This is a genomic window from Amycolatopsis ultiminotia (assembly GCF_039536925.1).
Classification (GTDB): Bacteria; Actinomycetota; Actinomycetes; order Mycobacteriales; family Pseudonocardiaceae; genus Amycolatopsis; species Amycolatopsis ultiminotia.
In genome coordinates this window covers 1-23,982 of the sequence record NZ_BAAAZN010000028.1, presented here as the reverse complement: position 1 = coordinate 23,982, position 23,982 = coordinate 1, and the positions used below count along the sequence as shown (strand labels likewise).

The 23,982-nt window shown below is 70.5% G+C and carries 19 protein-coding genes; 9 read left to right on the top strand and 10 right to left on the bottom strand.

What is annotated here, in order from left to right; translation table 11 throughout:
* Nucleotides 1–2,323: 2,323 nt before the first annotated feature.
* Nucleotides 2,324–3,001: a hypothetical protein gene (locus ABD793_RS39180; RefSeq protein ID WP_344868676.1), complete on the top strand. Its 678-nt coding sequence runs from the start codon at nt 2,324–2,326 to the stop codon at nt 2,999–3,001.
* Nucleotide 3,002: 1 nt separating this feature from the next.
* Here ABD793_RS39180 and ABD793_RS39175 read toward each other — a convergent pair whose 3' ends face one another.
* From ABD793_RS39175 to ABD793_RS39160, 4 genes are all read right to left on the bottom strand, one after another.
* Nucleotides 3,003–3,308: a MoaD/ThiS family protein gene (locus tag ABD793_RS39175; RefSeq protein WP_344868674.1), complete on the bottom strand. Its 306-nt coding sequence runs from the start codon at nt 3,306–3,308 to the stop codon at nt 3,003–3,005.
* Nucleotides 3,305–4,420: a WD40/YVTN/BNR-like repeat-containing protein gene (locus ABD793_RS39170; protein ID WP_344868672.1), complete on the bottom strand. Its 1,116-nt coding sequence runs from the start codon at nt 4,418–4,420 to the stop codon at nt 3,305–3,307. Before ABD793_RS39170 ends, ABD793_RS39175 begins: the two co-directional genes overlap by 4 nt.
* 48 nt (nt 4,421–4,468) lie before the next feature.
* The gene (locus ABD793_RS39165; protein ID WP_344868670.1) at nt 4,469–5,251 is read right to left on the bottom strand and encodes a helix-turn-helix domain-containing protein; all 783 of its coding nucleotides are present in this window, start codon (nt 5,249–5,251) and stop codon (nt 4,469–4,471) included.
* 139 nt (nt 5,252–5,390) lie between these two features.
* On the bottom strand, nt 5,391–6,299 hold the full coding sequence (locus ABD793_RS39160) for an RNA polymerase sigma-70 factor (RefSeq protein ID WP_344868669.1): 909 nt from the start codon (nt 6,297–6,299) through the stop codon (nt 5,391–5,393).
* 156 nt (nt 6,300–6,455) lie between these two features.
* On the opposite strand from ABD793_RS39160, the gene ABD793_RS39155 reads away from it, so the two are divergent.
* Nucleotides 6,456–6,941, top strand: a complete 486-nt coding sequence (locus tag ABD793_RS39155) for a carboxymuconolactone decarboxylase family protein (RefSeq protein WP_344868668.1) — start codon at nt 6,456–6,458, stop codon at nt 6,939–6,941.
* A gap of 72 nt (nt 6,942–7,013) precedes the next feature.
* On the opposite strand, the gene ABD793_RS39150 is transcribed toward ABD793_RS39155, so the two are convergent.
* Both ABD793_RS39150 and ABD793_RS39145 read right to left on the bottom strand, forming a co-directional pair.
* The gene (locus ABD793_RS39150) at nt 7,014–9,332 is read right to left on the bottom strand and encodes an AMP-binding protein (RefSeq protein WP_344868666.1); all 2,319 of its coding nucleotides are present in this window, start codon (nt 9,330–9,332) and stop codon (nt 7,014–7,016) included.
* A gap of 17 nt (nt 9,333–9,349) precedes the next feature.
* Nucleotides 9,350–9,511, bottom strand: a complete 162-nt coding sequence (locus ABD793_RS39145) for an MbtH family protein (protein WP_344868664.1) — start codon at nt 9,509–9,511, stop codon at nt 9,350–9,352.
* A gap of 177 nt (nt 9,512–9,688) precedes the next feature.
* On the opposite strand from ABD793_RS39145, the gene ABD793_RS39140 reads away from it, so the two are divergent.
* From ABD793_RS39140 to ABD793_RS39120, 5 genes are all read left to right on the top strand, one after another.
* Nucleotides 9,689–10,603 carry a LysR family transcriptional regulator gene (locus ABD793_RS39140; RefSeq protein ID WP_344868662.1) on the top strand — a complete coding sequence of 305 codons (915 nt, stop codon included), beginning with the start codon at nt 9,689–9,691 and terminating at the stop codon, nt 10,601–10,603.
* 231 nt (nt 10,604–10,834) lie between these two features.
* Nucleotides 10,835–11,719, top strand: coding sequence for a S1 family peptidase (locus ABD793_RS39135; RefSeq protein ID WP_344868661.1), 885 nt, complete (start codon nt 10,835–10,837; stop codon nt 11,717–11,719).
* A gap of 67 nt (nt 11,720–11,786) precedes the next feature.
* Nucleotides 11,787–12,680, top strand: a complete 894-nt coding sequence (locus ABD793_RS39130; RefSeq protein ID WP_344868660.1) for a 2-hydroxyacid dehydrogenase — start codon at nt 11,787–11,789, stop codon at nt 12,678–12,680.
* Nucleotides 12,681–12,857: 177 nt separating this feature from the next.
* Complete coding sequence (locus ABD793_RS39125) at nt 12,858–13,325, top strand: hypothetical protein (protein WP_344868659.1); 468 nt, start codon at nt 12,858–12,860, stop codon at nt 13,323–13,325.
* Nucleotides 13,326–13,555: 230 nt separating this feature from the next.
* Nucleotides 13,556–14,725 (top strand): thioester domain-containing protein, encoded by a 1,170-nt coding sequence (locus ABD793_RS39120; RefSeq protein ID WP_344868657.1) that lies wholly within the window; start codon nt 13,556–13,558, stop codon nt 14,723–14,725.
* 587 nt (nt 14,726–15,312) lie between these two features.
* Here the strand turns inward: ABD793_RS39120 and ABD793_RS39115 are convergent.
* The 3 genes from ABD793_RS39115 to ABD793_RS39105 form a co-directional block, all read right to left on the bottom strand.
* On the bottom strand, nt 15,313–16,773 hold the full coding sequence (locus ABD793_RS39115) for an LCP family protein (protein WP_344868656.1): 1,461 nt from the start codon (nt 16,771–16,773) through the stop codon (nt 15,313–15,315).
* Nucleotides 16,774–16,997: 224 nt separating this feature from the next.
* Complete coding sequence (locus tag ABD793_RS39110; RefSeq protein ID WP_344868655.1) at nt 16,998–17,996, bottom strand: M56 family metallopeptidase; 999 nt, start codon at nt 17,994–17,996, stop codon at nt 16,998–17,000.
* Nucleotides 17,993–18,367 (bottom strand): BlaI/MecI/CopY family transcriptional regulator, encoded by a 375-nt coding sequence (locus ABD793_RS39105; RefSeq protein ID WP_344868654.1) that lies wholly within the window; start codon nt 18,365–18,367, stop codon nt 17,993–17,995. The genes ABD793_RS39110 and ABD793_RS39105 overlap by 4 nt, the downstream gene beginning before the upstream one ends.
* A 90-nt stretch (nt 18,368–18,457) precedes the next feature.
* Between ABD793_RS39105 and ABD793_RS39100 the strand changes: the two genes are divergently transcribed.
* Both ABD793_RS39100 and ABD793_RS39095 read left to right on the top strand, forming a co-directional pair.
* The gene (locus ABD793_RS39100; protein ID WP_344868652.1) at nt 18,458–19,069 is read left to right on the top strand and encodes a DedA family protein; all 612 of its coding nucleotides are present in this window, start codon (nt 18,458–18,460) and stop codon (nt 19,067–19,069) included.
* Entirely contained in the window at nt 19,066–19,641 is a 576-nt protein-coding gene (locus ABD793_RS39095) for a phosphatase PAP2 family protein (RefSeq protein ID WP_344868651.1), read from the top strand. Before ABD793_RS39100 ends, ABD793_RS39095 begins: the two co-directional genes overlap by 4 nt.
* A 19-nt stretch (nt 19,642–19,660) precedes the next feature.
* On the opposite strand, the gene ABD793_RS39090 is transcribed toward ABD793_RS39095, so the two are convergent.
* Nucleotides 19,661–23,982: DUF6531 domain-containing protein (locus tag ABD793_RS39090; protein ID WP_344868649.1), on the bottom strand; the 4,322-nt coding region annotated here is incomplete at its 5' end.

Genomic DNA, 23,982 nt, shown 5'->3' with positions numbered 1-23,982 from the left:
GGGTGTGTCTGGCCCGGTCGTGCCTGGCCCTGGCACACCCGCCTCGACGCCGCCTGGCTCGGTTCCGTCCGGTTCGGGTGTGCCTGGCCCGGTCGTTCCCGGTTCGGTGTCGCCAGGTTCCGGTGTGCCTGGTCCGGTGTCGCCCGGCCCGGCCCCGTCCGGTTCCGGTGTGGCTGGCCCGGTCTCGCCTGGCCCGGTCTCACGTGGTGCGGTCGTGCCTGGCCCAGTGCCGCCAGGTTCCGGTGTGCCCGGTTCGGTACCGCCCGGCTCGTTCTCGTCCGGTGCGGGTGTGCCTGGTCCGGTGCCACCCGGCCCGGGGGCCCCTGGTGCGGGGACTCCTGGCCCGGACATGCCTGGCCCTGGCGCGGGACCGATCCCGGCAGACCCGGGTACACGCGACCCGGTCCCGCCCGGTGCTGGGGTGCCTGGGCTGGTGTCGCCTGGTTCGGGTGTGTCTGGTTCCGGCGTGCCTGGCTTGGATGCGACCGGCCCGGTTCCGCCTGGTTTGATGCCGCCCGGTTCTGCGGCAGCTGGCCCGGACTCGTCGAACCCGGGTGTGTCCGGGCTGGTCCCGCCGGGTGCTGAGGTGCCCGGCTCGGTTCCGCCCGGTTCGGGTGTGCCTGGCCCGATTCCAGCCGGCCTGATTCCAGCCGGTCCGGTTCCGGCTGGTTCGGTTCCGGCTGGTCCGGTCTCTTCGGGACCGACGTCCCTTGGTCCGGGTGTGCCTGGCTCGGTCGGGCATGACTCGGTTCCGGTCGGTTCGGGTTCGTCTGGTCCGGGTTCTTCGGGGACGGCTTCGTTCGATCAGGAGGTGCCCGGTCCGGTCCGGTCTGGTCCGGGTTCGGTTCCGGTGGGCTCGGCCTCGCCGGATCCGGCTGCGCCGGGGCGGGTGCCGGCTGGGTCGCTCGCTTCGGATCTGGGTGGATCGGGGCGGGTGCCGAACGGGCCGGTCGCCCCGGGGTCGGATGCGCGAGACCGGGCTTCGGCCGGTTCGGGTTCGCCTGATCCCGGTGTTTCCGGGTCGGTGCCGGGGTCGGCTTCGCGTGGTGCGGTGTCCGCGGGGCCCGATTCGGATGATCCGGCTGTGCCAGGTCGGGCGAGTTCGTTGCCGTCCGGGCTGGAGACGGCTGGCCCGGTCGTGCCGGATGCGTTTCCTCCCGGCTCGGTTCCGTCGAGCCCGGTTGCGCCTGAGCCCGGTGTGTCTCCTGCGGTCCCGCCCGACGCCGTGTCGGGTCTTGGCACGTCTGACTCGGGCACGCCGGGCGCGCGCAGCTCCGGCCCGGCCTCGTCTGGCTCGACCCTGTCCGATCCTGGCCCGTCCGGTCCTGGCTTGTCCGGGCTGGCCTCGTCCGGCACGGTCGACACGGCCGACACAACCACGCCCGGTCCGGTGTCGTCCGGTTCGGTTTCTTCTGGGCCGGGCGGCTCGGGGCCCGGGGCACCTGAGTCCGGCGTACCCGGTTCGGGTGTGTTCGGTTCGGCGGTGGCTGGTTCGGTGCCGTCCGACGTCGGCCAATCCGGCTTGACTGCTTCCGGATCGGTACCCTCCGGTCCGGCCGCCTTCGAGACACGGCGCGCCGGTCCGGGTCCCGCTGATGCGGTCCCGTCCGGTTCGGCTTCGTCGGATTCGGTTCCGCTTGGTCCGGGTGTTGCCGGATCGCGGTCGTTTGGGTCGGGTGTGTTGGGGGGCGGTGCTTCTGGTGCGGCTTCGTCGGACTCGGGTGTGGTCGATCCGGTGGTGCCTGCTCCGACTGCCTCGGGAGGGGCGGCTGATCCGGTTGTGCCGCAAGGGTTCGAGTCGGTTGCTGCGTCGTCGCGGGGGGAGCTGGCTGAGGGGTCTGCGCTGGGCGAGGTGGACGTTCCGGTGCCGGCGGAGGCCGCGGGAGAAGGGGCGTTCGACGACTTCGGGGGAGCGGGATATCCGGAGGACGACTTCGCGGAGTTACCTCCGGTCGAGCTGCCGTCGTCGGAGGTTGCCGAGTTGCCGGCTGGGCCGGGGAGGTCGATGTGGCCGGTGCCGGGCACACCGGGCGGTCCTGATCCGGTGGTAGACGCGGCGGGGTTCCCGGGGACGTCCGGTGCGGGCCGGCCAGGCGGGTCCTCGGACGTACAGGGTGTACCTGACGCCGCACGTGCGCCGGGAGCGTATCCGGTTACCGGAAGCCCGGCAGGATTTCCGGGCACCTCGGGTGCGGGTCTGCCAGGTGCGCCGGGCCGGTCAGACACCGCGGGTGCGCCGGGTGGGTATCGGGACTCGCCGCAGGTGGCAGATGGTGCCGGTGCGCCGGGTGGGTATCCGGGCGTGGCAGATGGTGTGGGTGGCATGGGTGGATATCCGGGCGTGGCAGACGGCGAAGGTGGGCTGGGCCGGTATCCGGAGGTGGCAGACGCCGCGGGTGCGCGGGGTGGGTATCGGGACTCGCCGCAGGTGGCAGATGGTGCGGGTGCGCCGGGTGGGTATCCGGGGGTGGCAGACGCCGCGGGTGTGCTGGGTGGGTATCCGGACGTGCCGGGCGCTGCAGATGTGCCGGGTGCGGCGGGGGCGTCTCGGCCCGTGCCTGCGGGTGGGCGGGTGCGGGGGCGGGTGCGGTTGGACTTCGTCGTCGGGGGGCTCGTTGCGGTGGGGGTGGTCGGGGTGGGGCTGGCCATGCTGCTGACCGGGGGCTCCGAGGACCTCAGCACGGTTGCTCGGACGCCGCCTCCTCCTGCGCCGACGGCCGGTGCCGGGGAGTCTGCGGTCGACGTTCGGCTCGACGCGCCCGCTGATCACGGCAACCAGGTCACGCTCACCTGGACGGCCAGTTCCGGCACGGTCGACTTCGCGGTGATCGTCGCTCCGGAAGGGGAGCCGAACCGGACTGTGCTCGCGCAGCGGCAGCACAGCCTGACCGTCCCGGTCGATCCGCTGCGCCGCTACTGCTTCGAGGTGCAGGCGACCGACAGCCGGAGCGTCTACCGCAGTGCGCCCCAGCCGATCCGGGGTGCGACCTGCCACCGGTGACCTAACCGCCTGCCATCGCCCCGATGATCAGGAACGGTTCGGTCCCCGCGGTCACCGGGGCAGGCAGCGGATCGTCCGGCGAGGAGTTGGACAGGTCCGTCTCGCACGCGAAGAACCGGACGAACGCACGGCGCCTGCCGGTACCGGTGTCCCGCACCGTGCCGCGCAGCATCGGGTAACGCAGCTCCAGCGCGTCGATCAGCGCACGTTGCGTGGGCGGATCGCCGAGGGCCAGCTCGACCTCGCCGCCGACCTTCGCCAGGTTGCGCAGGTGCGTCGGCAGTTTGACGCGAACGACGACGGTCATGGCAACGTCTGGACCTCCACCGAGTACACCGGCGGCAGATCGCGCACGATCGGCGTCCAGTGCTCCCCCGAATCGGGCGATACGTAGACCTGACCGCCGGTGGTGCCGAAATACACCCCCGCCCCGTCGAGCGAGTCGACAGCCATCGCGTCCCGCAGGATGTTCACGTAGCAGTCGCGCTGCGGCAGCCCGGTGGTGAGCGGCTCCCATTCGCCACCGCCGCAACGGCTGCGGTACACCCGAAGCTTCCCCTCCGGCGGGTAGTGCTCCGAATCGCTGTGGATGGGCACCACGTAGATCGTCTCCGGTTCGTGCGGGTGCACTGCGATCGGGAACCCGAAGTCGCTGGGCAGGTTGCCGCTGATCTCCCGCCACGATTCGCCCGCGTCGTCCGAGCGCATCACGTCCCAGTGCTTCTGCATGAACAACACCTCCGGACGCGACGGGTGCTGGGCGATCCGGTGCACGCAGTGCCCGACCTCCGCGTCCGGGTCGGGGATGCCGTCGGAATGCAGGCCGCGGTTGATCGGCTGCCAGGACTGCCCGTGGTCGTCGCTGCGGAACGCGCCGGCCGCGGAGATCGCGGTGAAGATCCGCGCGGCATTGCGCGGGTCCAGGATGATCGTGTGCAGGCACAGCCCACCGGCGCCGGGCTGCCAGCCGGGGCCGGAGGTGTGTTTGCGCAGCCCGGTCAGCTCCCGCCAGCTCCGGCCACCGTCGGTGCTGCGGTACAGCGCCGCGTCCTGCGCACCCGCGTAGACGGTGTCCGGATCGGCCGCCGACGGTTCCAGATGCCAGATCCGGGTGAACTCCCACGGCTTCCGGGTGCCGTCGTACCAGAGGTGCTCGCCGGCGCCACCCTCGTAGGTGAAGTCGTGGTCGACCTGGTGCCAGGTCCGGCCGCCGTCGTCCGAACGCTGGATGAGCTGCCCGAACCAGGACGTGGACTGCGAGGCGTAGAGCCGCTCGGGATCGGCGGGCGAGCCGGCCACGTGGTAGACCTCCCAGCCGCCGAAATGCGGCCCGTCGACCTGCCAGTGCGTGCGGCGGCCGTCCGAGGTCAGGATGAACGCGCCCTTGCGCGTGCCGACCAGTACCCGTACTCCGGACATCACGGCTCCTTGCGCTCGGTGTTGCCGAGGCAAACCTATCCGCGCCGGTCATCGGGTGCTTCTCCGTTCTTGCGCTGCCGAGGCGAGCGGGGGCAACGCCACCAGCACCGGCGGGGTCCACAATGGAGCGATCGCCAGCCGCACGTCGCGGCGTTGCGGTGCGGCCGGTCCTCGGCGGATCCGCACCGGTTCCGCGGCCACGCCGACCACCTGCACCTGCGGGACCAGCTGCTCGCGCGGGCCGGCCCCGGCGGGCAGCGCGCAGGCCAGCAGCCGGTAACCACCGGGTGGCACCCCGGTGAGCACGAACTCCCGCCGCTCGTCGAGCAGCGAGCCGCTGACCGGGATGCCGCGGGCCGCCCGCTGGGGAAACAATCCGACGTAGACCGCGGGGGTACCGCCGAGCGCGGTGACCGCATCCGGGCTCAGCCACGCCCGGCCGGTGACCACACCACCCGCCGCTCCTGCGGTTCCCGGTACCCGGACCGGCCGTGGCGGGTGCGCATCCAGCAGATCGGGCAGCTGCCGGAACCGCTGCGGGCTCATCCCGACGGTCGCGGTGAAGCGGGTGGTGAACGTGCCCGGTGCGCAGAACCCCACCTCGTTGCACACGTCCACGACCTTCTCGCCGGTGTCCAGCAGCAACTGCTTGGCCAGCTGGAACCGTTGCGCGGCAAGGAACTTCCCGGGCGGCATGCCGATCTGCCGCTCGAACGCGCGCGCCAGGTGGAACGGGCTGTACCCGACGTGGTCGGCCACGTCGTCCAGGGTCAGCGCCAGCGTGCGGCCGCCGGCGAGGAACCTCGCCGCCTCGAGCACTGCCTCCCGCATCGCGCACCTCCTTCGGATGGTGCACCCACGGTAGCCGGGCACCCCGACAATTTCGCCGGTTCACCTCAGGATCGGCATGCTGACCAGCGGTTTTTCCGACCGGCCGTAGGCGGACGGCGACGCCGGGTAGCCGCCCGCGCTAGCTCGCCGGACCGGTGCGGCGCAGCGAGGTCTCCTGGTCCAGATGCGACAGTTTCGCCGGATTCCGCACCGCGTACAGACCGCTGATGAGGCCGTCGTCGAAGCGCAGGGCCAGTACGGTGTCGATTTCGTCGTCGAAGCGCAGCAGCAGGGCCGGATGGCCGTTGATCTGGGTCGGCTGCAGTGCGCCCTCGGAGATCCGCCGGAGACCGGCGGCCAGCACTCGCGACACCCGCTCGGCGCCGATGATCGGGCGGGGCACGGCCTGCTTGACTCCGCCGCCGTCGCCGAGGAACACCACGTCCGGGGCGAGCAGGTCCACCAGGCACTGCAGATCGCCCGTTTCGGTGGCCCGCTGGAACGCTGCGAGCGCGTCGCGGGTCTCGGCCGCGGAGACGGCGCCGCGTGGCCGCCGTTCGGCCACGTGCACCCGCGCCCGGTGTGCGATCTGCCGGACCGCGGCCGGGGTTTTGCCGACGGCGTCGGCGATTTCGTCGTAACCGAGGTCGAACACCTCACGCAGCACGAACACCGCGCGCTCGGTCGGTGCGAGTGTCTCCAGCACCAGCAGCATCGCCATCGAGATGCTGTCGGCCAGCTCGACGTCCTCGGCCACGTCGGGCGCGGTCAGCAACGGTTCGGGCAGCCAGGGGCCGACGTAGGACTCCTTGCGCCTGCCGAGCGTGCGCAGCCGTCCGAGTGCCTGGCGGGTGGTGATCTGCACGAGGTAGGCCCGCTGGTCCCGCACCGCGGCGAGGTCCACGCCGACCCACCGCAGCCAGGTTTCCTGCAGCACGTCCTCGGCGTCCACCGCAGAGCCGAGTATCTCGTAGGCGACGGTGAACAGCAGGTTGCGGTGCGCGAGGAACGCCTCGGTGGCGGGATGTTCGTCCGGTGGGGTGGCCATGCGCGGCTCCTGTTCGTTTCCGGCGGTGTCCTTCCCCAGATGCCGGTACCCGCCGGATTGTGACAGTAGCGTTGCGCACACCCGCTCGTTGTCACACCGACCGCGCCGCCGGTATCTGGTGTTCGTCCACTGCACACGAGCGATGAGGACGAGATCATGGACGTTCGGTTCAACCTGCTCGACAACGAACTCGCAGGCAAGTTCGGCAAGCGGTTCGCGAGCGCCGCGCTGGTGCTCGAACAGTCGCCGCTGCCGAAGGCCACCCGCGAACTGGTTTCGTTGCGCGCCAGCCAGATCAACGGCTGCGGCTTCTGCACCGACATGCACACCAAGGACGCCACCGCCGCGGGCGAGAGCCGGCAACGGCTCCACCTGGTCGCGGCCTGGCGTGAGGCGACCGTGTTCACCGAGGCCGAACGGGCCGCGCTGGCGTTCACCGAGGAAGGCACCCGGCTCGCCGATCACCACCACGGTGTGTCCGACGAGACCTGGTCCAGGGTGCGCGAGCACTACGACGACGACCAGCTGGCCGCGCTCATCGCACTGGTCGCGTTGATCAACGCGGCCAACCGGATGAACGTGATCGTGCGGACACCGGCGGGCTCCTACCAGCCCGGCATGTTCGCCGAGTTCGTCCGGTAGACGTGCCGGGGTGGCCGCGAAAGCCGGACCTGGCAGCGGTTTGCCGGGAAGCCGCCGCGCCGGGGCCGCGATCTACCGGGAAACCGCCGGGCCGAGGTAGCGCAGGCAGCCGTCGGCGGTCCAGCGGGCCAGGTCGCCGCTGCGGTACATGTGTTCGCCGGGTTCGCCGAACGGGCATGCGACGAACCGGGACGCGCTGCGGGCGGGCTGGTCGAGGTAACCGTCGGCCACGCCGGGGCCGGCCAGGTACATCTCCCCGGCCCGCCCCGGCGGGGCCGGCTCCAGTGCGTCGTCCAGCAGGTAGACGCGGAGGTCACCGATGCCGCGGCCGATCGGGCTGCCGTCGCCGCTCGTGCAGTCTTCGCGGGTCAGTGCGAGCTGGGTGGCGTGCCCGGTCGTTTCGGCGCTGCCGTACCGGCTCACCAGCAGGGGGCAATCTTCGGGATGCCGGTCGTACCACCCGGCCAGCCGGACCGGATCCAGCGTCGGACCGTCCACAGTGACCACTCGCAGCGCCGGGTGCGTTTTCTCGGGCAGTCCGCTCAGCACGGTGACGCCCTCCTGCGCGGCACGGCGGAAGAAGTCGCCACGCGAGGCGAGCACCAGCCGAGCGCCGTGCAGCAGGGAACCCCAGGTCTCCCACAGCGGGAAACCTGCCGTGATCCAGACGTCGTCCGCGCGGAACTCGTATGTCGAAGCGGTTGCGGCGAACAGGTGCAGCACGTTGCGGTGTGCGACGAGTGCGCCGCCCGGGTGCACGCAGGCGGGTGCGGCCGCGGTGAGTGGACGGGTGCGTTCCGCATCGAGGACCGGTGCGTCGGCGGCCGTTTCGAGGTCGGTCCACGAGGTGTCCGAACTCGTCAGGACGACGCAGGTGGACGCGTCGTCTTCGCCGGTGACGGACGGCCGGTACGCCGCTCCTGCCAAGATCGCCGCCAGCATCGCGGTGATCGTCTCGGTGGGACGGGAGAGCGCGAGGCCGACCACCTGACCCGGGCCGATGCCGCGGGAGATCAGGACCCTGGCCAGCCGGTTCGCCCGTGCGGCCAGTTCACGGTAGGTCAGGTCGCCGTCCTCACCGGTCACCGCGACCCGGTCGGCGTGTTCGGCGGCCCGCAACGCGAAGGCATCCGCCAGCGTGCCGGTGGGATCCTCGTGGTGGCCGGGATTCCAGCCCACGAGCAGCCGGTGCCGCTCGGCAGGGGTGAGCACGTCGGCGTGCTGGATCGGCCGTCCGCCGAGTGCGGTGTAACCGGCCAGGTACCGCTGCAGCCGCAGGTTCAGGTCCGACAGATCGTCTTCGGTGTAGCGGAGCGGGTTTGCCTCGAGGGTGATTTCCGGACCGGCAACAGTGAGGGACAGCTCGCCGGTCGCGCAGCCGTACCGGTGATGCGCGGTGCCGAGCGCGGATTCGCCGGGCTCGGGCAGCACGCTCAGGCTGGTGTGGAACAGCCGGTCCGGCGGCGTCCGGTGGTTGTGGTGCGCGAGCACGCTGTTCATCCGGTCCGAAACGTGCGTGACCAGCTCCGGCACGGTCATCCGCCGGTCCAGCTGCAGCCGCAGCGGCACGGTGATCGCCGATCTGCCGGGGGTGGCTTTCGCGGCCGCGGTGCGCCGGGCGGTGACCTGGAGACCCAGTACCTGATCGGACAGTCCGGTCATCCGGAACAGGAAACCGGCGAACGCGGCGACGGTCCCGGCCGTCTCGTCCGCGATTCGCCGGGGCAGCACCGCCGTCTGCCGCAGCGGTCGTCGCGCCGGTGCCGATGCCGGTGCCGGTGGCGTGGTGGAAAGACCGGCCGGTTCCGGCCAGCCTGCGGTGTACTCGGCCCAGAACCGGCGATCGCGGCAGCTCTGCGGGGAATACCCGTAGTGCGCGTCTTCTTCGACCAGCCTGCTCAGCGGGAGAAACGGGCTCGGCCCATCGCCGTAGTGGATCTCCGCGGCGCGGCGGGCCAGCATCGCCACGGTGTACTCGTCCGCGACGAGCGGGTGGTAGCACTGCACCCACCAGTGCCGGTTGTCGGCCAGCCGCAGCACGGTGTAGCCGAACAACGGCGCGACGGCGGGGTCGAACGGACGTTCCAGTATCCCGGCGACGTGTTCGACGGCGGTCTCCGGATGGGCACGCAGATCGACGACGGTCAGCGGGCAGTGCACCGTGGACAGCAGCTGCTGACGTACCCGGCCGGACTCCCCGGTGAACCGCACGCGCAGGCATTCGGCCTCGGATACCAGACGCCGCAAGGAGATCTCGAACCGGGCGAGGTCGAACGGGCCGGTGATCTCCAGGTACTGCGCCACGACCCGGGTGTCTCGTGCGGGCATGTGCCAGAGGTCGCGCTGCGCGTGGGTGAGCATCAGTGACGTGGTCTCGGTCGGGGGCAGCACAGAAATCTCCCGCGGGTTCAGGGGTCGAGGTGGGACAGGCAGGCCTCCCGGCTGTCCTCGCCGAACACCGGCGTCCAGCCGGGCGGGATCCCGGCGAACGCGGGCCAGAGCGAAAGCCGGCCGAGATCGTTGGCCAGCACCAGAAACCGGCCGTCGGGATCGTCGAAGGGGTTGGCCATGCTCACCTCACCGGGGAATCGGGCGACTGGCCTGAGGCTAGGCAGCCGGTGTCTCGTGGCAGAAGCCCCGGATCGCCGATGCGCTCCATCTGTCGTTTCGATACCTCGTCCGACCTGCGGTGCGAAGGTCACCGGGTAGGGTCGCCGAAGATCAACCGGCAGCGGAGAGGCACCACGGTGAACGAATGGAGCAGGATCGACCTCAACCTGTTGATCCCGCTCAACGCGCTGTTGCTGGAGCGGAACGTGACCAAAGCCGCAGAACGCCTCGCCGTCGCGCAGCCGACGATGAGCACCGCACTGGCCAGGCTGCGCCGGCACTTCGACGATCCGCTGCTCGTGCGTGAGGGCCGGGGTTTCGTGCTCACCCCGTTCGCGGAGTCGTTGCGCCTGCCGCTGCAGCGCAGTCTGTCCTCGGCACGCGCGGTGCTGACCTCCGGTCTGTCCTTCGACCCGGCGACCGATCGGCGCCATTTCACCATCCTGGCCGACGACTACGCGTCGTGCGTCCTGCTGCGGCCCGCCTTGCTCGGGATCACCCGTGCTGCGCCGGGGTTGGAGGTGAGCATCCGGGCGCAGCGCACGGATCCGGTGGACCAGCTCCGTTCCCGGCGTTGCGACCTGCTGCTGTGGCCACTGCAGTTGCCACTGCCCGGCCTGCTGGACTTTCCGCATGCGGTGCTGCTGACCGACGAGCTCGTCGTGGCCGCCGACCCGGCCAACGCCGCGGTGCCGGACGAGCTGACGGCTGCGGAACTGGCCGCGCTGCCCGCGATCGGCGTGGCCGGCATCGGCGAGCACTACCTGGCGCCCGAGCCGGGGCCCGGCGAACAGGTCCTGCGGCGGCAGACCCCGATCACCGTGGAAGACTTCCCGGCCGCCCTGCACTTCGTGGCGGGTACCGAGCTGGTCACCCTCGCGCACCGCCGGCTCTTCGACCGGATCGGCCCATCACTCGGCCTGCGCGCGGTGCCGCTGGTGCCGGACCCGCCGAAGCTGACGCTGGCGATGTTCTGGCATCCGAGAGAGGTCCGCACCCCCTCCCACCAGTGGCTGCGCGCACGCCTGGAAGCGGCGGCCGCGGCTTTGTGAGGTGTGCTGCATGAGGTTCCCGGTGCCCGGTGACGAGCGAATCGCCCGCCGTGTGCGAGGTGCTTCGGGCACGGAAACGAACACGTTCAGTCATGTAACCCGTACCCGGGGTGCTCATTCGGGTGATAGATGCCGAACTACGGGACCATTCAGGCAGGTTTCTTACCCCAGGCGCGAGACTATCCCGACCGAGTCGTCCTTTCGGGTGAACGACTTCGCTACCGTGGTCGCGTGGTGGGTGTGAAGACGTTCTCCGCCCAGCGGGCGGGCTTCCGGCTCGGCGCCGTGGCGGCAGCCGTGGTCGTCGGCGCAGGGCTCGCCGGGACCTACGTCGGTGTGCAGCGGGCGGAGCCAGGGTCGGTCGCGGCTGCCGCGGTCGTCGGCAAGGGTGCCGCGGCGGGTGCCGGCGGCCCCGCGCCACCGCAGGCGGAGACGGAATCCTCGTCGGCCTTGCCGGTGTCCGACACGCCGTTCAGCGCGAAGCTCTCCGCCACCGACATCCCCGAGGCGGGCGGCGGGGTCCGGACCGGCGGCTGCAGCGGGGCGCTCGTCGCCACCGAATGGATCGTCACGGCCGGGCACTGCTTCCACGACGCGCACGGCGAGCGGGTCAGTGGCAAGCCCTCCTACCACATGAAGGTGGCGCTCGGGAAGCTCACCGATGCCGACTCCCGCGGGCACGTGGTGGAGGTGGTGGACACCCGCCAGTCGCCGCACAGCGACCTCGCACTGGCAAAGCTGAGCAGTCCGGTCACCGACATCCGTCCGCTCGCCCTGCCGGACGACGCGCCGCACGTCGGGCAGCGGACCACGTTCGTCGGATGGGGATCGCTGTCGTCGAAGGTCGTCGTGCAGTCCGACCACCTCAAACGCGGGGACTTCTCGGTGCATTCGGTGCGCCAGTACGTGCTCGACCTGGAGCCGGTGCACGAGCGGACCGTGGAGAACAGCCCGTGTCCCGACGATTCGGGCTCGCCCTTCTTCGTGTCGAATTCCGGGAAGGACGTGCTGGTCGCGGTCGAGAACTTCGGCCCGGACTGCCCGAGCCCCGGTCTGGAGACCGCCGCCAGGGTCGATTCGCTGCTGCCGTGGATCCACGAGCAGCTCGGTTCCTGACGCCGCGCACAATGGCGGTGGCGGCGGGCGTCTGCCCGGCGGCTGCGAGGACGAAGGAGAGGTGCGCATGACTGCCCGTGCTCTGGTGCCATGGCCGGATCTGTCCGTTCCCGCCGAACTGGGCGCGGTGGTCTGGGACGGCCGTGGCGCGCCGCCGGACGGTCTGGCCGAGGTCGAGTTCTACGTGCTGCCCTACGACGCGGGTGCGGAGCCGCTGAAGCTCTTCCCGCGGCTTCCGTCGTTGCGCGCGGTGCAGACGCTGTCCGCCGGTTACGACCACCTGCTCCCGCTGCTGCCGGACGGTGTGCGGCTGGCCAGCGGGCGCGGTCTGCACGACCTCAGCGTCGCCGAGCACACGCTCGCGCTGCTGCTGGCCTCGCAACGGCTGTTCCCGCGCTGGTTCACCCAGCAGCGGATCGGGGCCTGGGACCGGGTGCACACGCCTTCACTGGCCGACAGCCGGGTGCTGCTGCTCGGTTACGGTTCGATCGGCCGTGCGATCGAGCGGTACCTGCTGGCCGGCGAGGCGGAGGTCATCCCGGTCGCCGGCACCGCAAGGCCCGGGGTGCACGGGATCGCCGAACTGCCCGAACTGCTGCCTGCTGCCGACATCGTGGTGCTCGTCCTGCCGGACACGCCGCAGACCCGCGGTCTGCTCGGCGCCGCCGAACTGGCCGCGCTGCCCGATTCCGCGCTGGTGGTGAACGTGGGCCGGGGCACCGCCGTGGACACCGCCGCACTGACCGCGGAAGTGGCCGCCGGACGGCTGCGCGCGGCACTCGACGTGACCGACCCGGAACCACTGCCGCCGGACCATCCACTGTGGACGCTGGACGGTGCGATCATCACCCCGCACATCGCCGGTGGCTCGGACTCGTTCTACCCGCGGGCGAAGCGGCTCACCGAACGGCAGCTCAGCCGTTTCGCCAGTGGCGTGGAGCTGGAGAACCTGGTCCGCTGAGTGGTGGTGCCGATGGGCCGGTGAGTGGCGGTAGCCGGGCCCGGCTACCGCGAGTGTCCGCGTATTCGGCTGATCGCGTTGTGCTCGAAAGCATTCGAGCGAAGCGCCGGCTGCGTAGTTCGACGTTTCCTGGCGGCTCCTTATTCTTGGCGGCATGCGTAACAGGGGAGGTACGCAATGTCGCGCAATCGTTCGCGGGCTGTCGGTTTTCAGCACTGGGGGCTCGTCCTTTTCACGGTGTGTGTTGTGCTGGCGGCTCGGCAAACCTGGTTGCCCTTCGCGGTTTGCACGGCCCTTTGGGTTTTCTACCTGATGACCGTGCGCCTGTCCCGGTGCCGGGTCGAGACGCAAAAGGGCCTGCCTTGCCGGTGGCGGGTACGCGGGTTTCTGGGTACCTGCAATTTCCACGTCGGAGACAAATGGACTGTCCCGGAAATCTGCCGGCCGCCGGGGCGGATTCTGCCGGGCCTCATCTGGCGGAGGAATCATCCGCAGGCGGGCTATTCGGCGCCGCCGGACAGCGGTGGCGCGGCGGTCGCCGAGCGTGCCCGTGGCCGGGGTCTCGAGGTACTGGGTGCGGCGATCGGGGCGGGGAGCCTGGTGGCCGCGGTGGCGAGCTTCGTGCGCGATCTGGTGGCGGGCTGAGGCGCGATCAAACGGACAAAGCTGGCATATCGGGCATCACCCGAATTTCCCCCGAACGCAGTACGGAAGTGCACACGGGGGACCACCCATAGTGGCCATGTGAGGTGTGTGTATGCTCCTGCCTCGCTTGACTGGGTGGATCTTTCACCCGAATTTGTGACCGTTGTGATCGGGGAGCTGTGGTCTCACGCGGTCCTTTGTTCGAAGTTCGGGACTCGATGGGAGAGAGCATGCACAGCAGGTCGGTTTTGGTGCGAGGCGGGATCGCGGCGGTGTCCGCGGCCGCCGCACTGATGGTGGCCGCACCCGCCGCCGGTGCGGACACCGGTGCGCAGGCCCAGAACGGCGCGGCCACCGGCACCGTGGTGCAGGGTGGGAAGTCCGGGTACACGGTCAACCTCGGCGGTTCCGAGCCGACCGGGACGGTGTTGTTCAACCTCAAGCTCGCCGACGGCAGCCTCCTCAAGATGTACTGCGTGCAGATCGAGGTCAGCACGCGTACCGGCGAGGACATGGTCGAGCACTCGTGGGACGACTACCCGGACGCGAAGTCGCCGTTCCGCAAGAACAACGACAAGATCAACTGGGTGCTGCAGCACGGCTACCCGGCGACCGCCGCGGACGCCCTGGCCAAGACGGTGACCGGCAAGGGTGCGCAGCTGCACGGCGGGCTCTCCACGATCGAGGCGATCACCGCGACGCAGGCCGCGGTCTGGCACTACAGCGACGGCAAGGACCTCGACCGCGACAAGCCGCTCGCGAGCAACGCCCCGGCCGAGGACGCTGCGGACGTGCTCGCCGCCTACGACTACCTGACCGGCTCGGACAACACCGGCATCGGCGAGCAGCCGAAGCCGGCGCTGACCATCAGCCCGGCCAAGGCCGACGGTGCGGCCGGCGGGAAGATCGGCCCGTTCACCGTCTCCACCACCGGTGAGATCACCGATCTGACCAGCAAGCTGCCCGAGGGCGTCAAGCTCGTCGACGCCGAGGGCAACGAGGTCAAGACCGCCGACGTCAAGGACGGCAGCAAGCTCTACCTCGACGTTGCCGAGGACGCCAAACCCGGCACTGCCGACCTCGCGATCAAGGCGGCCGGGCACGTCGAGACCGGCAGGCTGTTCGTGGCCAAGGACTACGCCAAGCACCCGGCCCAGTCGCTGATCGTCGCGCAGTCGCAGAAGACCTCCGTCGAGGCCGCCGCGACCGGCACCTGGACCGAGGCCGCCCCGGCCCCGAGCACGCCGGCGCCGTCCAGCCCCGCCCCCGCCGCGGGTGGCCAGACGCCGCTGGCGAACACCGGCGTGAACGCCGCGATCCCGATCGGCGTGGGTGCCGCACTGGTGATCGCGGGTGGCGCGATGCTGCTGCTGGTGCGTCGCCGCCGGAGCAACGTCTGATCCACCGATGACCCACGGGGGCCGGTCCATTGCGGACCGGCCCCCGTCGTCGTCTCCGGACTCGGCAGCGGATGCGGGCTGCGGAAGCCGGTGCGGACAACCGCAGGAGGCCGGGCGCTCCACACGGGAGGCGGGACCGCTCCGGTGCGCGGGCCAGTGCGGAGTGGCCGGAACCCGCGGCAGGATTCGTTCTTGGGGACGGAACCAGTGAATGCAGCGGTGCGGCGTGGTCCGGCGGTGCCGACCGGACTGTCTGATCGGGGTGGGGTCGGGTGAGCGGTGCGGCGTGGCCCGGCGCCGACCGGACTTTGTGATCGGGGTGGGGTCGGGTGAGCGGTGCGGCGTGGCCCGGCGGTGCCGACCGGACCGTGTGATTGGGGACGGGAGCCAGGCGAGCGGGGTGGAGTGCCCGGCCTTTCCGGCGGATTGGCCTGGCGGGATTGGCCCTGTGAGCCGGAATTGGCGCGGCGGGTGGGTTCGGGCCTGGGTAGTCAGTTGCGCGCCGTAGGAAGCCGTTGGGGCCGTTTGCCGGGGGGTCTGGCGCAGCTGTGGCGGCTCGTGGCAAGGGTTCCGGCAGCTGCCGGGCCTCAGTTGACGCAGGTGGCTCCGCCTGCGGTGATCGGCGGGGGTGTCTGGGCGGGTGCGATGGCCGCGGCCGGGTGGACTCCGTCGTCGCCCTGGTAGTCCTTGCCGAGGTAGACGCTGAAGTGGTCCTCGGGCAGCGAGTTGTCCGAGCCGACCGCCATCCCGCCGAGGGTGTCCGCGATCTTGCCGGCCGTGCTGCGCTGGCCGTGTCCGTAGTAGACGATCGAGGTCTTGCGCGAGGTCCCGTTCGACACCGTGCCGCTGCCGTACCCGGCTGCGGAGAGTTTGTCCGCGACCCTGGCGGCAAGTCCGTCTGCGCCCGAGGAATTGCGCACGTCGACCACAGTGGACGACAACGACGAATCCCCGGACGCGGACTGCGAGGACGGCGGGCCGGAGGAGGGCGAACCGGCGGTGGCTCCGGTCTGCTGCCGGACGAACGACTGCACCTGCGAGGGATCCACCTGCACCGCATCCCCGTCGTTCGGGGTCTTCAGCGAGATGTTCACGACCGGCACGGTGACGAAGTGGATACTGCCCGCGCTCATCCCGTGCAGCTGCTGGGCGAAACCGAGGATGTCCCAGTTCGCGTCCACCACCACGGCCTTCTTGACCGCGCCGATGAGATCGTCCAGTTTGGCCGGATCGGCGAGCGTGCCCGCGGACAGGATGGTCTTGGCCATACTGCCCATGAACACCTGCTGCCGCTTGATCCGGTCCAGATCGCCGTTGGGCAGACCGTGCCGCTGGCGCACGAACTGCAGGGCCTGCGCACCGGAAACGGTCTGGCTGCCCTGCGGGAAGTTCGCGCCGGAGTACGGATCGTGCACGGCTTCGGTGAGGCACACCGGAACCCCGCCGACGGCCTGGCTCACGTAGTAGAAGCCGGCCAGGTTCACCGCGGCGTAGTGCGTGATCCGCAGCCCGGTGAACTGCTGCACGGTGTCGATCGCGGTCCGCGCACCCGCTTGTGCCGCTTCGGTTTCCAGCTGGGCACCGGACACCCCGTCCGCGCCGAGCTTGTTCTTCGCGTCCGTCTGGCCGTAGGTGTACGCGGAGTTGATCTTGTGCTTGCCGAAGTCCCCCGCGACGCGCACGTAGGAGTCGCGCGGGATGGAAATGGCGGTGGCCTTCCCGCCACCGGCCGGGATGTGCACCACGATCATCGTGTCCGTGGTGTCGCCGCCGTCGTCCGCGCCGCCCGCGTGCAGCTGCTTCAGCACGTCCGGTGGCAGCGGATTACCCTGCGCGTCGGTCCGCGTGTCGAGCCCGACGAGGAGGATGTTCTGCTCGTCCAGCGGGGAACTGTCGCCGGCGCCGATCACGTTCGCGCGGGTCAGGCCGTCGGTCAGCTGGTGCAGGGTCGACCACGCGTATCCGGTACCACCCACTACCAGCAGCGAGACCACCACGAGCACCACTTGCGCGGCACGTAACGGGCCGGAGGCCGGGCTGCGACGCATCGGGGCTCCTCCTCCTGCCGCGCCGGGCCCGGCGCGCGTCATCCGGTGGTCGAAGGGCCCACGGTAGCTGCTGGCTCACCCGGCCGGGTTACCCCCTGGTCCGGAAGGGCAACGATGCGGTCCGGTCCGTCCCGGGCCGGGCGGGCAAGTCCGGGCAAAGTGGTCCATACCGCCAGGTCAGCGCCGGTCGTCTGCGGACTCGGCCGGAGCACGGGCGTGGCCGCTCAGTCTTCCGGGCACTGCCGGTGCTGGTGGCGGAATTCCGGGCGGGCGATCTCGTGTCCGGGCACGAGATCGGCGGCACAGGCCGCGGCTTGCGCCGTTTCGATCCCGGAGTGCAGGTCGGTCGCGGCATCGAGGGCGCTGCCCGCCGACCACGCACAGGCGCCGAACACGGCCGCGACCGCGAACGTGATCAGTGGTCGCCGGCGGGAACCCGGTGCCGGCACGGAAAGCAGGGCGCGCACTCGCTGCGGGACGGGCCCACCGGTCGCGGCGAGTGCAGGCGACGGCCGGTGCGTGGCCGCCAGCGCGGCCTTCGCCACCGCGGTGGCGACGAGTTTGCGGTCTCCGACCCGCTCGGCCGCGGCTTCGTCGGCCCAACGTTCCAACGCGAAACGGGCCGCCGTACCGAGCGGGCGCAGCAGCGGGTTGAGTGCGGCCGAGATCGTGACGACACCCGCGAAAAGGTGGTGCCGCAAACGGAGGTGCGCTCGTTCGTGTGCCAGCAGGGCACGGCGTTCCGATGCGGTCAGAGCACCGAGCATCCCGCTCGACACCGCTATCCGCCCGCCGTGGCCGGGCACCGCGAACGCCACCGGTTCCTCGCCGGGCAGCAGTACCACGCCGGCGTCACGGGTGTGCGCGTTCAGCTCGGTGTGCACTGCCCGATACCACCGCACATACCGGATCCCGGTGCGCAGCAAGGCGATCACGGCGACGAGCAGCGCCGCGCCGCAGGTGCTGGCCACCGGAAGGTCTACCACATCGGCTCCGTGGAAGGCGGCTGTCGAGAAGTCGCCCAGCTTCCCGGCCGCGGGCAGCTGGGCGAGCCCGGCTGCGGCGAGGACGGCGAGTGTCATCGTGCTGCCGGCCGCCAGTACCAGTGTGCAACCGGTGAGCAGCCAGCTGCCCAGCCGTGGCGGCAGCCGTGGCGCGACCCAGCGCGCCACCGGCAACGCGGCCAGTGGCAGCAGAAGCGGCGCGAGCAGGTCCGGGCTCACCGCAGGCCGTCCTCGCCCAGCAGATCGCGTAGCACGCGCTCGTCGGAGGCGGAGAGGTTGGACACGAACCGCGCGAGCACGCTGGAGCGATCCGGTTCGTCGTCGAGCACCTTGGTCATCCGGCGCGCGGCCAGGCCGGGCTCGTCGTCCACCGCGCGGTAGGTGAACGAGCGGCCCTGCTTCTCCCGGCTGGCGACGCCTTTCTCGTACAGCCGCGACAGGATGGTGACCACTGTGGTGTAGGCGAGCCCGCCGCCGAGCCGCTCCTGCACGTCGGCTGCCGACACCGGCTCGTCGGACTCCCACAGCACCGCCAGCACTTCGGCTTCCAGTTCGCCGGGTGCCCGCCGGGTGCCCCGTTCCTTCCGCATACCTCGAATCTACACGGCTGTCGTAGTCGGCCGGATATCTACTACACTCATGTAGAATTTCTACAGCAACGTAGTTTACGGAGGTGGGGGATGGGCAACCTGCTCGATCCACAGTCGCTGCTGGCGACGTTCGGCCCGATCGGTGTGTTCGTGGTGCTGTTCGCCGAGACGGGACTGCTCGTCGGGTTCTTCCTGCCGGGGGACTCGCTGCTGTTCACCGCGGGCGTGCTGGCCGCGTCGACGGCGGTGCGTCTCTCGCTGCCGGTGGTGATCGCCTGCGCGGCCGCGGGTGCGCTGCTCGGCGCGCAGACCGGTTACCTGCTCGGCAAGCGTGGCGGCAGTGCGTTGCTGGCACGGGTCCGCAACCGGCACCTGCACGAGGGGGTCGCCCGCGGGTCGGCCCTGCTGACCCGGTACGGACTGGGCAAGGCGGTGGTGCTGGCGCGGTTCATCCCGGTGCTCCGCACGGTGCTGAACCCGCTGGTCGGCATCGCCGGGATGCCTGCCGCGCGGTTCGTCCGGTGGCAGGTGCTCGGCGGTCTGCTGTGGACGGTCGGAGTTCCGCTCGCCGGCTACGGGCTCGGCTCGTCGGTGCCGGACATCGACACCTACCTGTTGCCGATCATCGCCGTGGTGGTGCTGGTTTCGCTCAGTCCGCTGCTGATCGAGGTCGTCCGTGCCTGGCGGGGCCGGGTCCGATGATCGACGCCGGGATCTACCGCGCCGTGACGGATTTCGCGGCGGCGCAGCACTGGCTGGCCGGAGTGGGGATCGCGGTCGCCGAGTACGGGGTTTTCCTTGTGGTGCCGGTGGTTCTCGCGTTGCTGTGGCGAGCCCGCGGCCGGGGAGCGTACGCACTGGCTGCCGCGGTGTGGGTGCCGTTGTCGATGGCTGTGGCGTTCGCGGTGGACACCGGGCTCAAATCGTTGTTCGCCGAAATCCGCCCCTGCCGGGTGGTCGCCGGGGTGCAGCCGCTGCTGCCCTGCGACGGGCCCACGGACTATGCGTTCCCCAGCAATCACACGGTCCTCGCGGCCGCCTTCGCCACGGCGCTGTTCCTCCTGCACCACCGCTGGGGCTGGTGGGCGGCGAGCTTTGCCGTGCTGATCGGGGTTTCCCGGGTTTACGTCGGCGCGCACTACCCGCACGACGTGCTGGGCGCATTCGCGGTCGGGGTGGCGGTGGGGCTGCTCGGGGTGGCGGTGCGGCCCCTGCTGAGCAGGCTGCTCGAACGGTGCGCGCCCGCATCCGCCGGGCGGAGCGAGGACCGCTGACCGCGCTCCGCACCGGCATTCACAGGTACTTGCTGAGATCGAGGCCCTTCGGGTTCTTGACCCACTCACTGCCGTCCGGGGTGGTGAATTTGCCGCTGATGGTGTCGAACTTGGTGCCGAGCGGGGGCAGGTCCTGCAGTGGCACCTCCATCTTGTTGTCCATCAGGCGTTTCGCCACGTCGGGGGTGAGCCCGGTGTATTGGGTGTTGATCTCGATGTGATCGCGGATACCGCGTTCGAAATCGTTCGGCGAATTCGGGAATTTCATTTCCGAGCTGGGTTTGACCCGGAAGTCGATGCCGACGTCGGAGGCGTCCCGTGCCGCGAGCGGGTTCTTCAGATCCGCGTACCTCTGCAGGCTGCTTTCGAGCCGCTTGTAGTTCATGTTCGCGGTGTTGGTCATCGGGATCATGTTGTCGGCGTCACCGTAGCCGCCCATCTTGCCGTTCTCGAGGTGCCCGCGAATCCACTTCTCGTCGCCGCTCAGGAACGGGTTCTCGCCCGGCTTGGCGTTCCTCCTCGGCGTGCTCTCCAGCTTGTTCACCAGGTCGTCGCTGAGGTTGTTCTCCCCGTAGGTGTTTCCGTTCTTGTCCACTTTGTTGCGGATGACCGCGTTCTCGTTCAGCTTCGACACGTCGGTCACGGTCTTGTTGTCCGGGTCGTGGTTCGGGCCCTCGTGCGTGTTGGTCGAATTCTTGTCGTAGTGGACCTTGATTTCCTCGGTGGTGCCCGCTTGGTTCTTGGTGCGGCCACCACGGTCGGCGTTCTCGTTGCGCGGACGTTTCGAGCTGCCGCCGGTGTTGCCCGCGTTGTGCCCCGACCCCGTGGTGCCGGGGGCGTCGACGTATTTGCGCTTCTTGTCACACCACACCTGCATCAGGCCGAGCGGATCCGAGCCTGCGGTCGGGTCGAGCGGGTAGCCGACCGGATCGGGCCCGGCGGGCAATCCGAGCGGATCCTGGCTGAGATAGCGCGCGGTGCCGGGGTCGAAGTAGCGGTGCAGGTTGTAGTGCAGTCCGCTTTCCGCGTCGAGGTACTGGCCGGGGAACCGCAACGGGGTGTCCGGGAACGGGGTACCGGGCAGCGGGGCGCCCCACAGCGTCCAGCGGCCGGTCCAGCTCGGCGCACCGGCGGGGTCGAGCAGATCGGTCGGTGTGCCGACGGTGTCGGTCACGAAGGTCCGGAACCGTTGCGGCCCGGCGCCGTGCTCGGTCTGGGTGACCGGCTCCTCGGTGTCCGGCCGCCGTTCCCAGGTGGTGACGGTGCCGCCGGCCGGGCCGGTGTGCGCCTGTTCGATCAGCGAGTCGCCGTCCCAGACGAACCGCACCTGCTCGAGGATCCGGTCGTCGGCGCCGAGCAGTTCCTTCGCCGTACGGCGGCCGAGCGGGTCGTAGCGGTACCGCCACCGGCGACCGTCCGGAGTGGTGAGTCCGGTCAGGCGGTTGCGTGCATCCCAGCTGTAGCGCCAGGTTCGGCCGCTCTCGTGCCGGGCCGTCCGCCGCCCGCTCGCGTCGTGCTCGTAGCGGACGGCACCTGCGCTGGTGACCGTGTTGCGCTCGTACGTGCGTGGCCCGGCTTCGGGATACGCGGCGTTCGTGGTGGCCCACTGCACGATGTTGCCCGCCTGGTCGTACCCGATGTCCTCACGCACGCCGTCGACGAGGTGGGTGGTGATCCGTCCGGCCGCATCGCGTTCGAAGGACTCACCTCCCGCGGCGTCCCGGATCGCGGCCAGGTCGCCGTCGGCTGCTCGGGCGAACTCCCGGTGCCGCAGCACAGTTCCGGTCGCATCGGTGAAGAGCTGGCCGACGATCCGGTCGTCGGCGTCGAACTGCTGCTGCAGCCGGGCACCTTGGTCGAGGCTGCGGCCGATCGGCCTGCCCTCGGTGTCGTAGGTGTAGGAGACCGCGTGCCCGGCGGCGGAGAGCAGGCTCGGCCGCTGTTCGCTGTCGAAGGACCACACACTGGTTGCGCCGGACGGGGTGCGCCTGCTGATGGTGGCCTGCGCGGTGTCGTACTCGAAGACCACTTCCTGTCCGTCGACGACGGTGCGGACCACCCGGCCGTTCTCGTCCCGTTCGAACTCCACCACGGACTCGCCGTCGTCGGCGCGGACGAGTTCGCCGACCGTGTCGTAGGCGTAGGCGGTCGTCACGTCCTCGGTCCGGATCCGGACCAGGTTGCCGATCAGGTCGTAGTCGTAGTCCGTGCTCCGCCCTGCCGGATCGACGGATCGGACCAGCTGACCCGCCGCGTCGTAGGCGTAGGTGTGCGCGTGGCCGTCGAAATCGGTCTGCCGGACGAGGCGGCCTGCCGGATCGTATTCGTAGGTCCAGGTCAGCCCGTTCGGATTGGTCACCACGGCAGGCCGCAGTTCGGTGTCGTAGGTGTAGCCGGTCCGCCCGCCCGCCGGATTGATCTCCGCCGTCGGCAGGTCGAACGGGCCGTACTCGCGCCGGGTCGTGTGGCCCGCCGGGTCGACGTGCTCGATCTCGTTGCCCTCGCTGTCGTAGCGCCAGCTCTGCCGTTCGCTCAGCGATCCGACCCGCCAGGCCCGCAGGCCCTCCACGGTCCAGCCGATCCGGGCGCGTCCCCTGCCGTGCGGGACCGAGCGCGGCCTGCCGAACAGGTCGCGGTCGGCGGCAGGCGGCTCGTCGGGTTCCGCGCCGGTGCCGATGGTGACTGGCGCGGACACCCCGACCGGATCGTTGCGGGGATCCGGGCCGAGACCGTCCGGATAGGACCGCACACGGGGGTGGCCGCCCTCGTCGGCAACCAGCCCGGTGACCGCACCGCTCTCGTCCCGGTTCACCAGGACCACGCTGCCGTCCGGCCGGGTGACCTTCGAGATCTCGCCTTCGGCGCTGTAGGTGAAGCTCGTGGTCCGGCCGAGCGGATCGGTCTTCGACCGCATCCGGTCCCGCTCGTCCCAGGCAAAGGAGGTGACCGAGCCGAGCGGATCCGTCTCACGGATCACGTGGTTCGCGGCGTCGAGCTCGAACACCGTGACATGGCCGAGAGAATCGGTGTAGCGGGTGCGGTTCGGCTGGTATTCGAAGGCGCAGTCGAGGAATCCGCGGTCGCCGACGGTGCGCACGCAGCGCCCGGCCGCGTCGTAGACGTAGCGGTACCAGATCCCGTTGCGGTCCTGCCAGCCCGTCATGCGGCTGTCCCGGTCGTAGTCGAATCGCAGTGCCCGGCCGGAGGAGTTGGTCACCTCGGCGAGGTTGCCCGCGTCGTCGTAGCCGTAGCGCAGCACGAGCACCTGCCGGCCCTGCTGCGGATCGGTCATCCGCAGCGCACGCACCCGGCCGTGGTCGCGGTCGATCTCGAGGACCCGGCCGTCGGAATGCCGCCAGCGCACCCCCGCGCCGTCCGCGTCGTGGTCCACCTCGATCCGTGGCCCGTCCTCGTCGAACCCGGACTCGAACGCGGTCAGCGGCAGCACTCCCGCCGGGGCGCCCTCGACCGGCGCGAAGCGCAGCGTGATCCCGGAATCCCAGGTCACCAACCGGTATTCGCCCGTCTCGTCGACCATCAGCGCTCGCGAGGGCCCGGCCAGCGGGTCCACCGGACGTCCCGGTTCGGGCCGCGGGTACACCAGGACCGTGCCGTCGTCGGAGAAGAAGCGGACGTGCTCGGCAGTGGCCTCCAGCCGCAGGTCTGCGGTCGAGGCCCAGGACCGGCCGAACCCGGTGCCCGCGCGGTAGGTCGACAGGTGCGTGCGGCGGATCCGGATCGGCAGCGGCCCGGCAAGCGACAGATCGTCCTGCACCATCACGACCTCGCCGGTGGCGATGTCGATCGGGTCACCGCAGAGGTTCAGTTCGTCGGAGCTGGAGTGCCTTTCGGGCGGGGTCTCGCCGCGGCCGGGTGGCGGGGTGCCGTTGTTCCCGCCTGCGCCCCGGTCGCCCCCGGAGCCGCCGTGCTCGCCGGCCGCGTTGGTGCTGCCGTCCCCGCCCTGATTGCCTTTGTCACCACCGGTTTTGCCGTTGTCCCCGGAGGGGCTGTGGTCACCGGAGGGACCGGTGTGGTCGCCGGAAGGGCTGGTGTGGTCGCCGGACGGGGTGACCCCGTCGTCCGTGCTTTTCGGTTTGGGTTCGGGGGTTGTGGGTTTGAGGTCTTTGGGTTTGCCGGAGGGGGTGACTTTGCCGCCCTTGATGTTCTTGAGGGCTTTGCCGGCGTCGTCGAAGAGGGTGCCGGCTTTTTTCAGCAGCGGCACGAGTGCTTTGAGTGCTTTGACCAGTTTCGTGGTGACCTGGGTGATCTTGGACGCGGTTTTGGCGACCGCGGTGACGACCTGGGGTACGACCCAGGTCATGCCGATGCCGAGGGTGAACA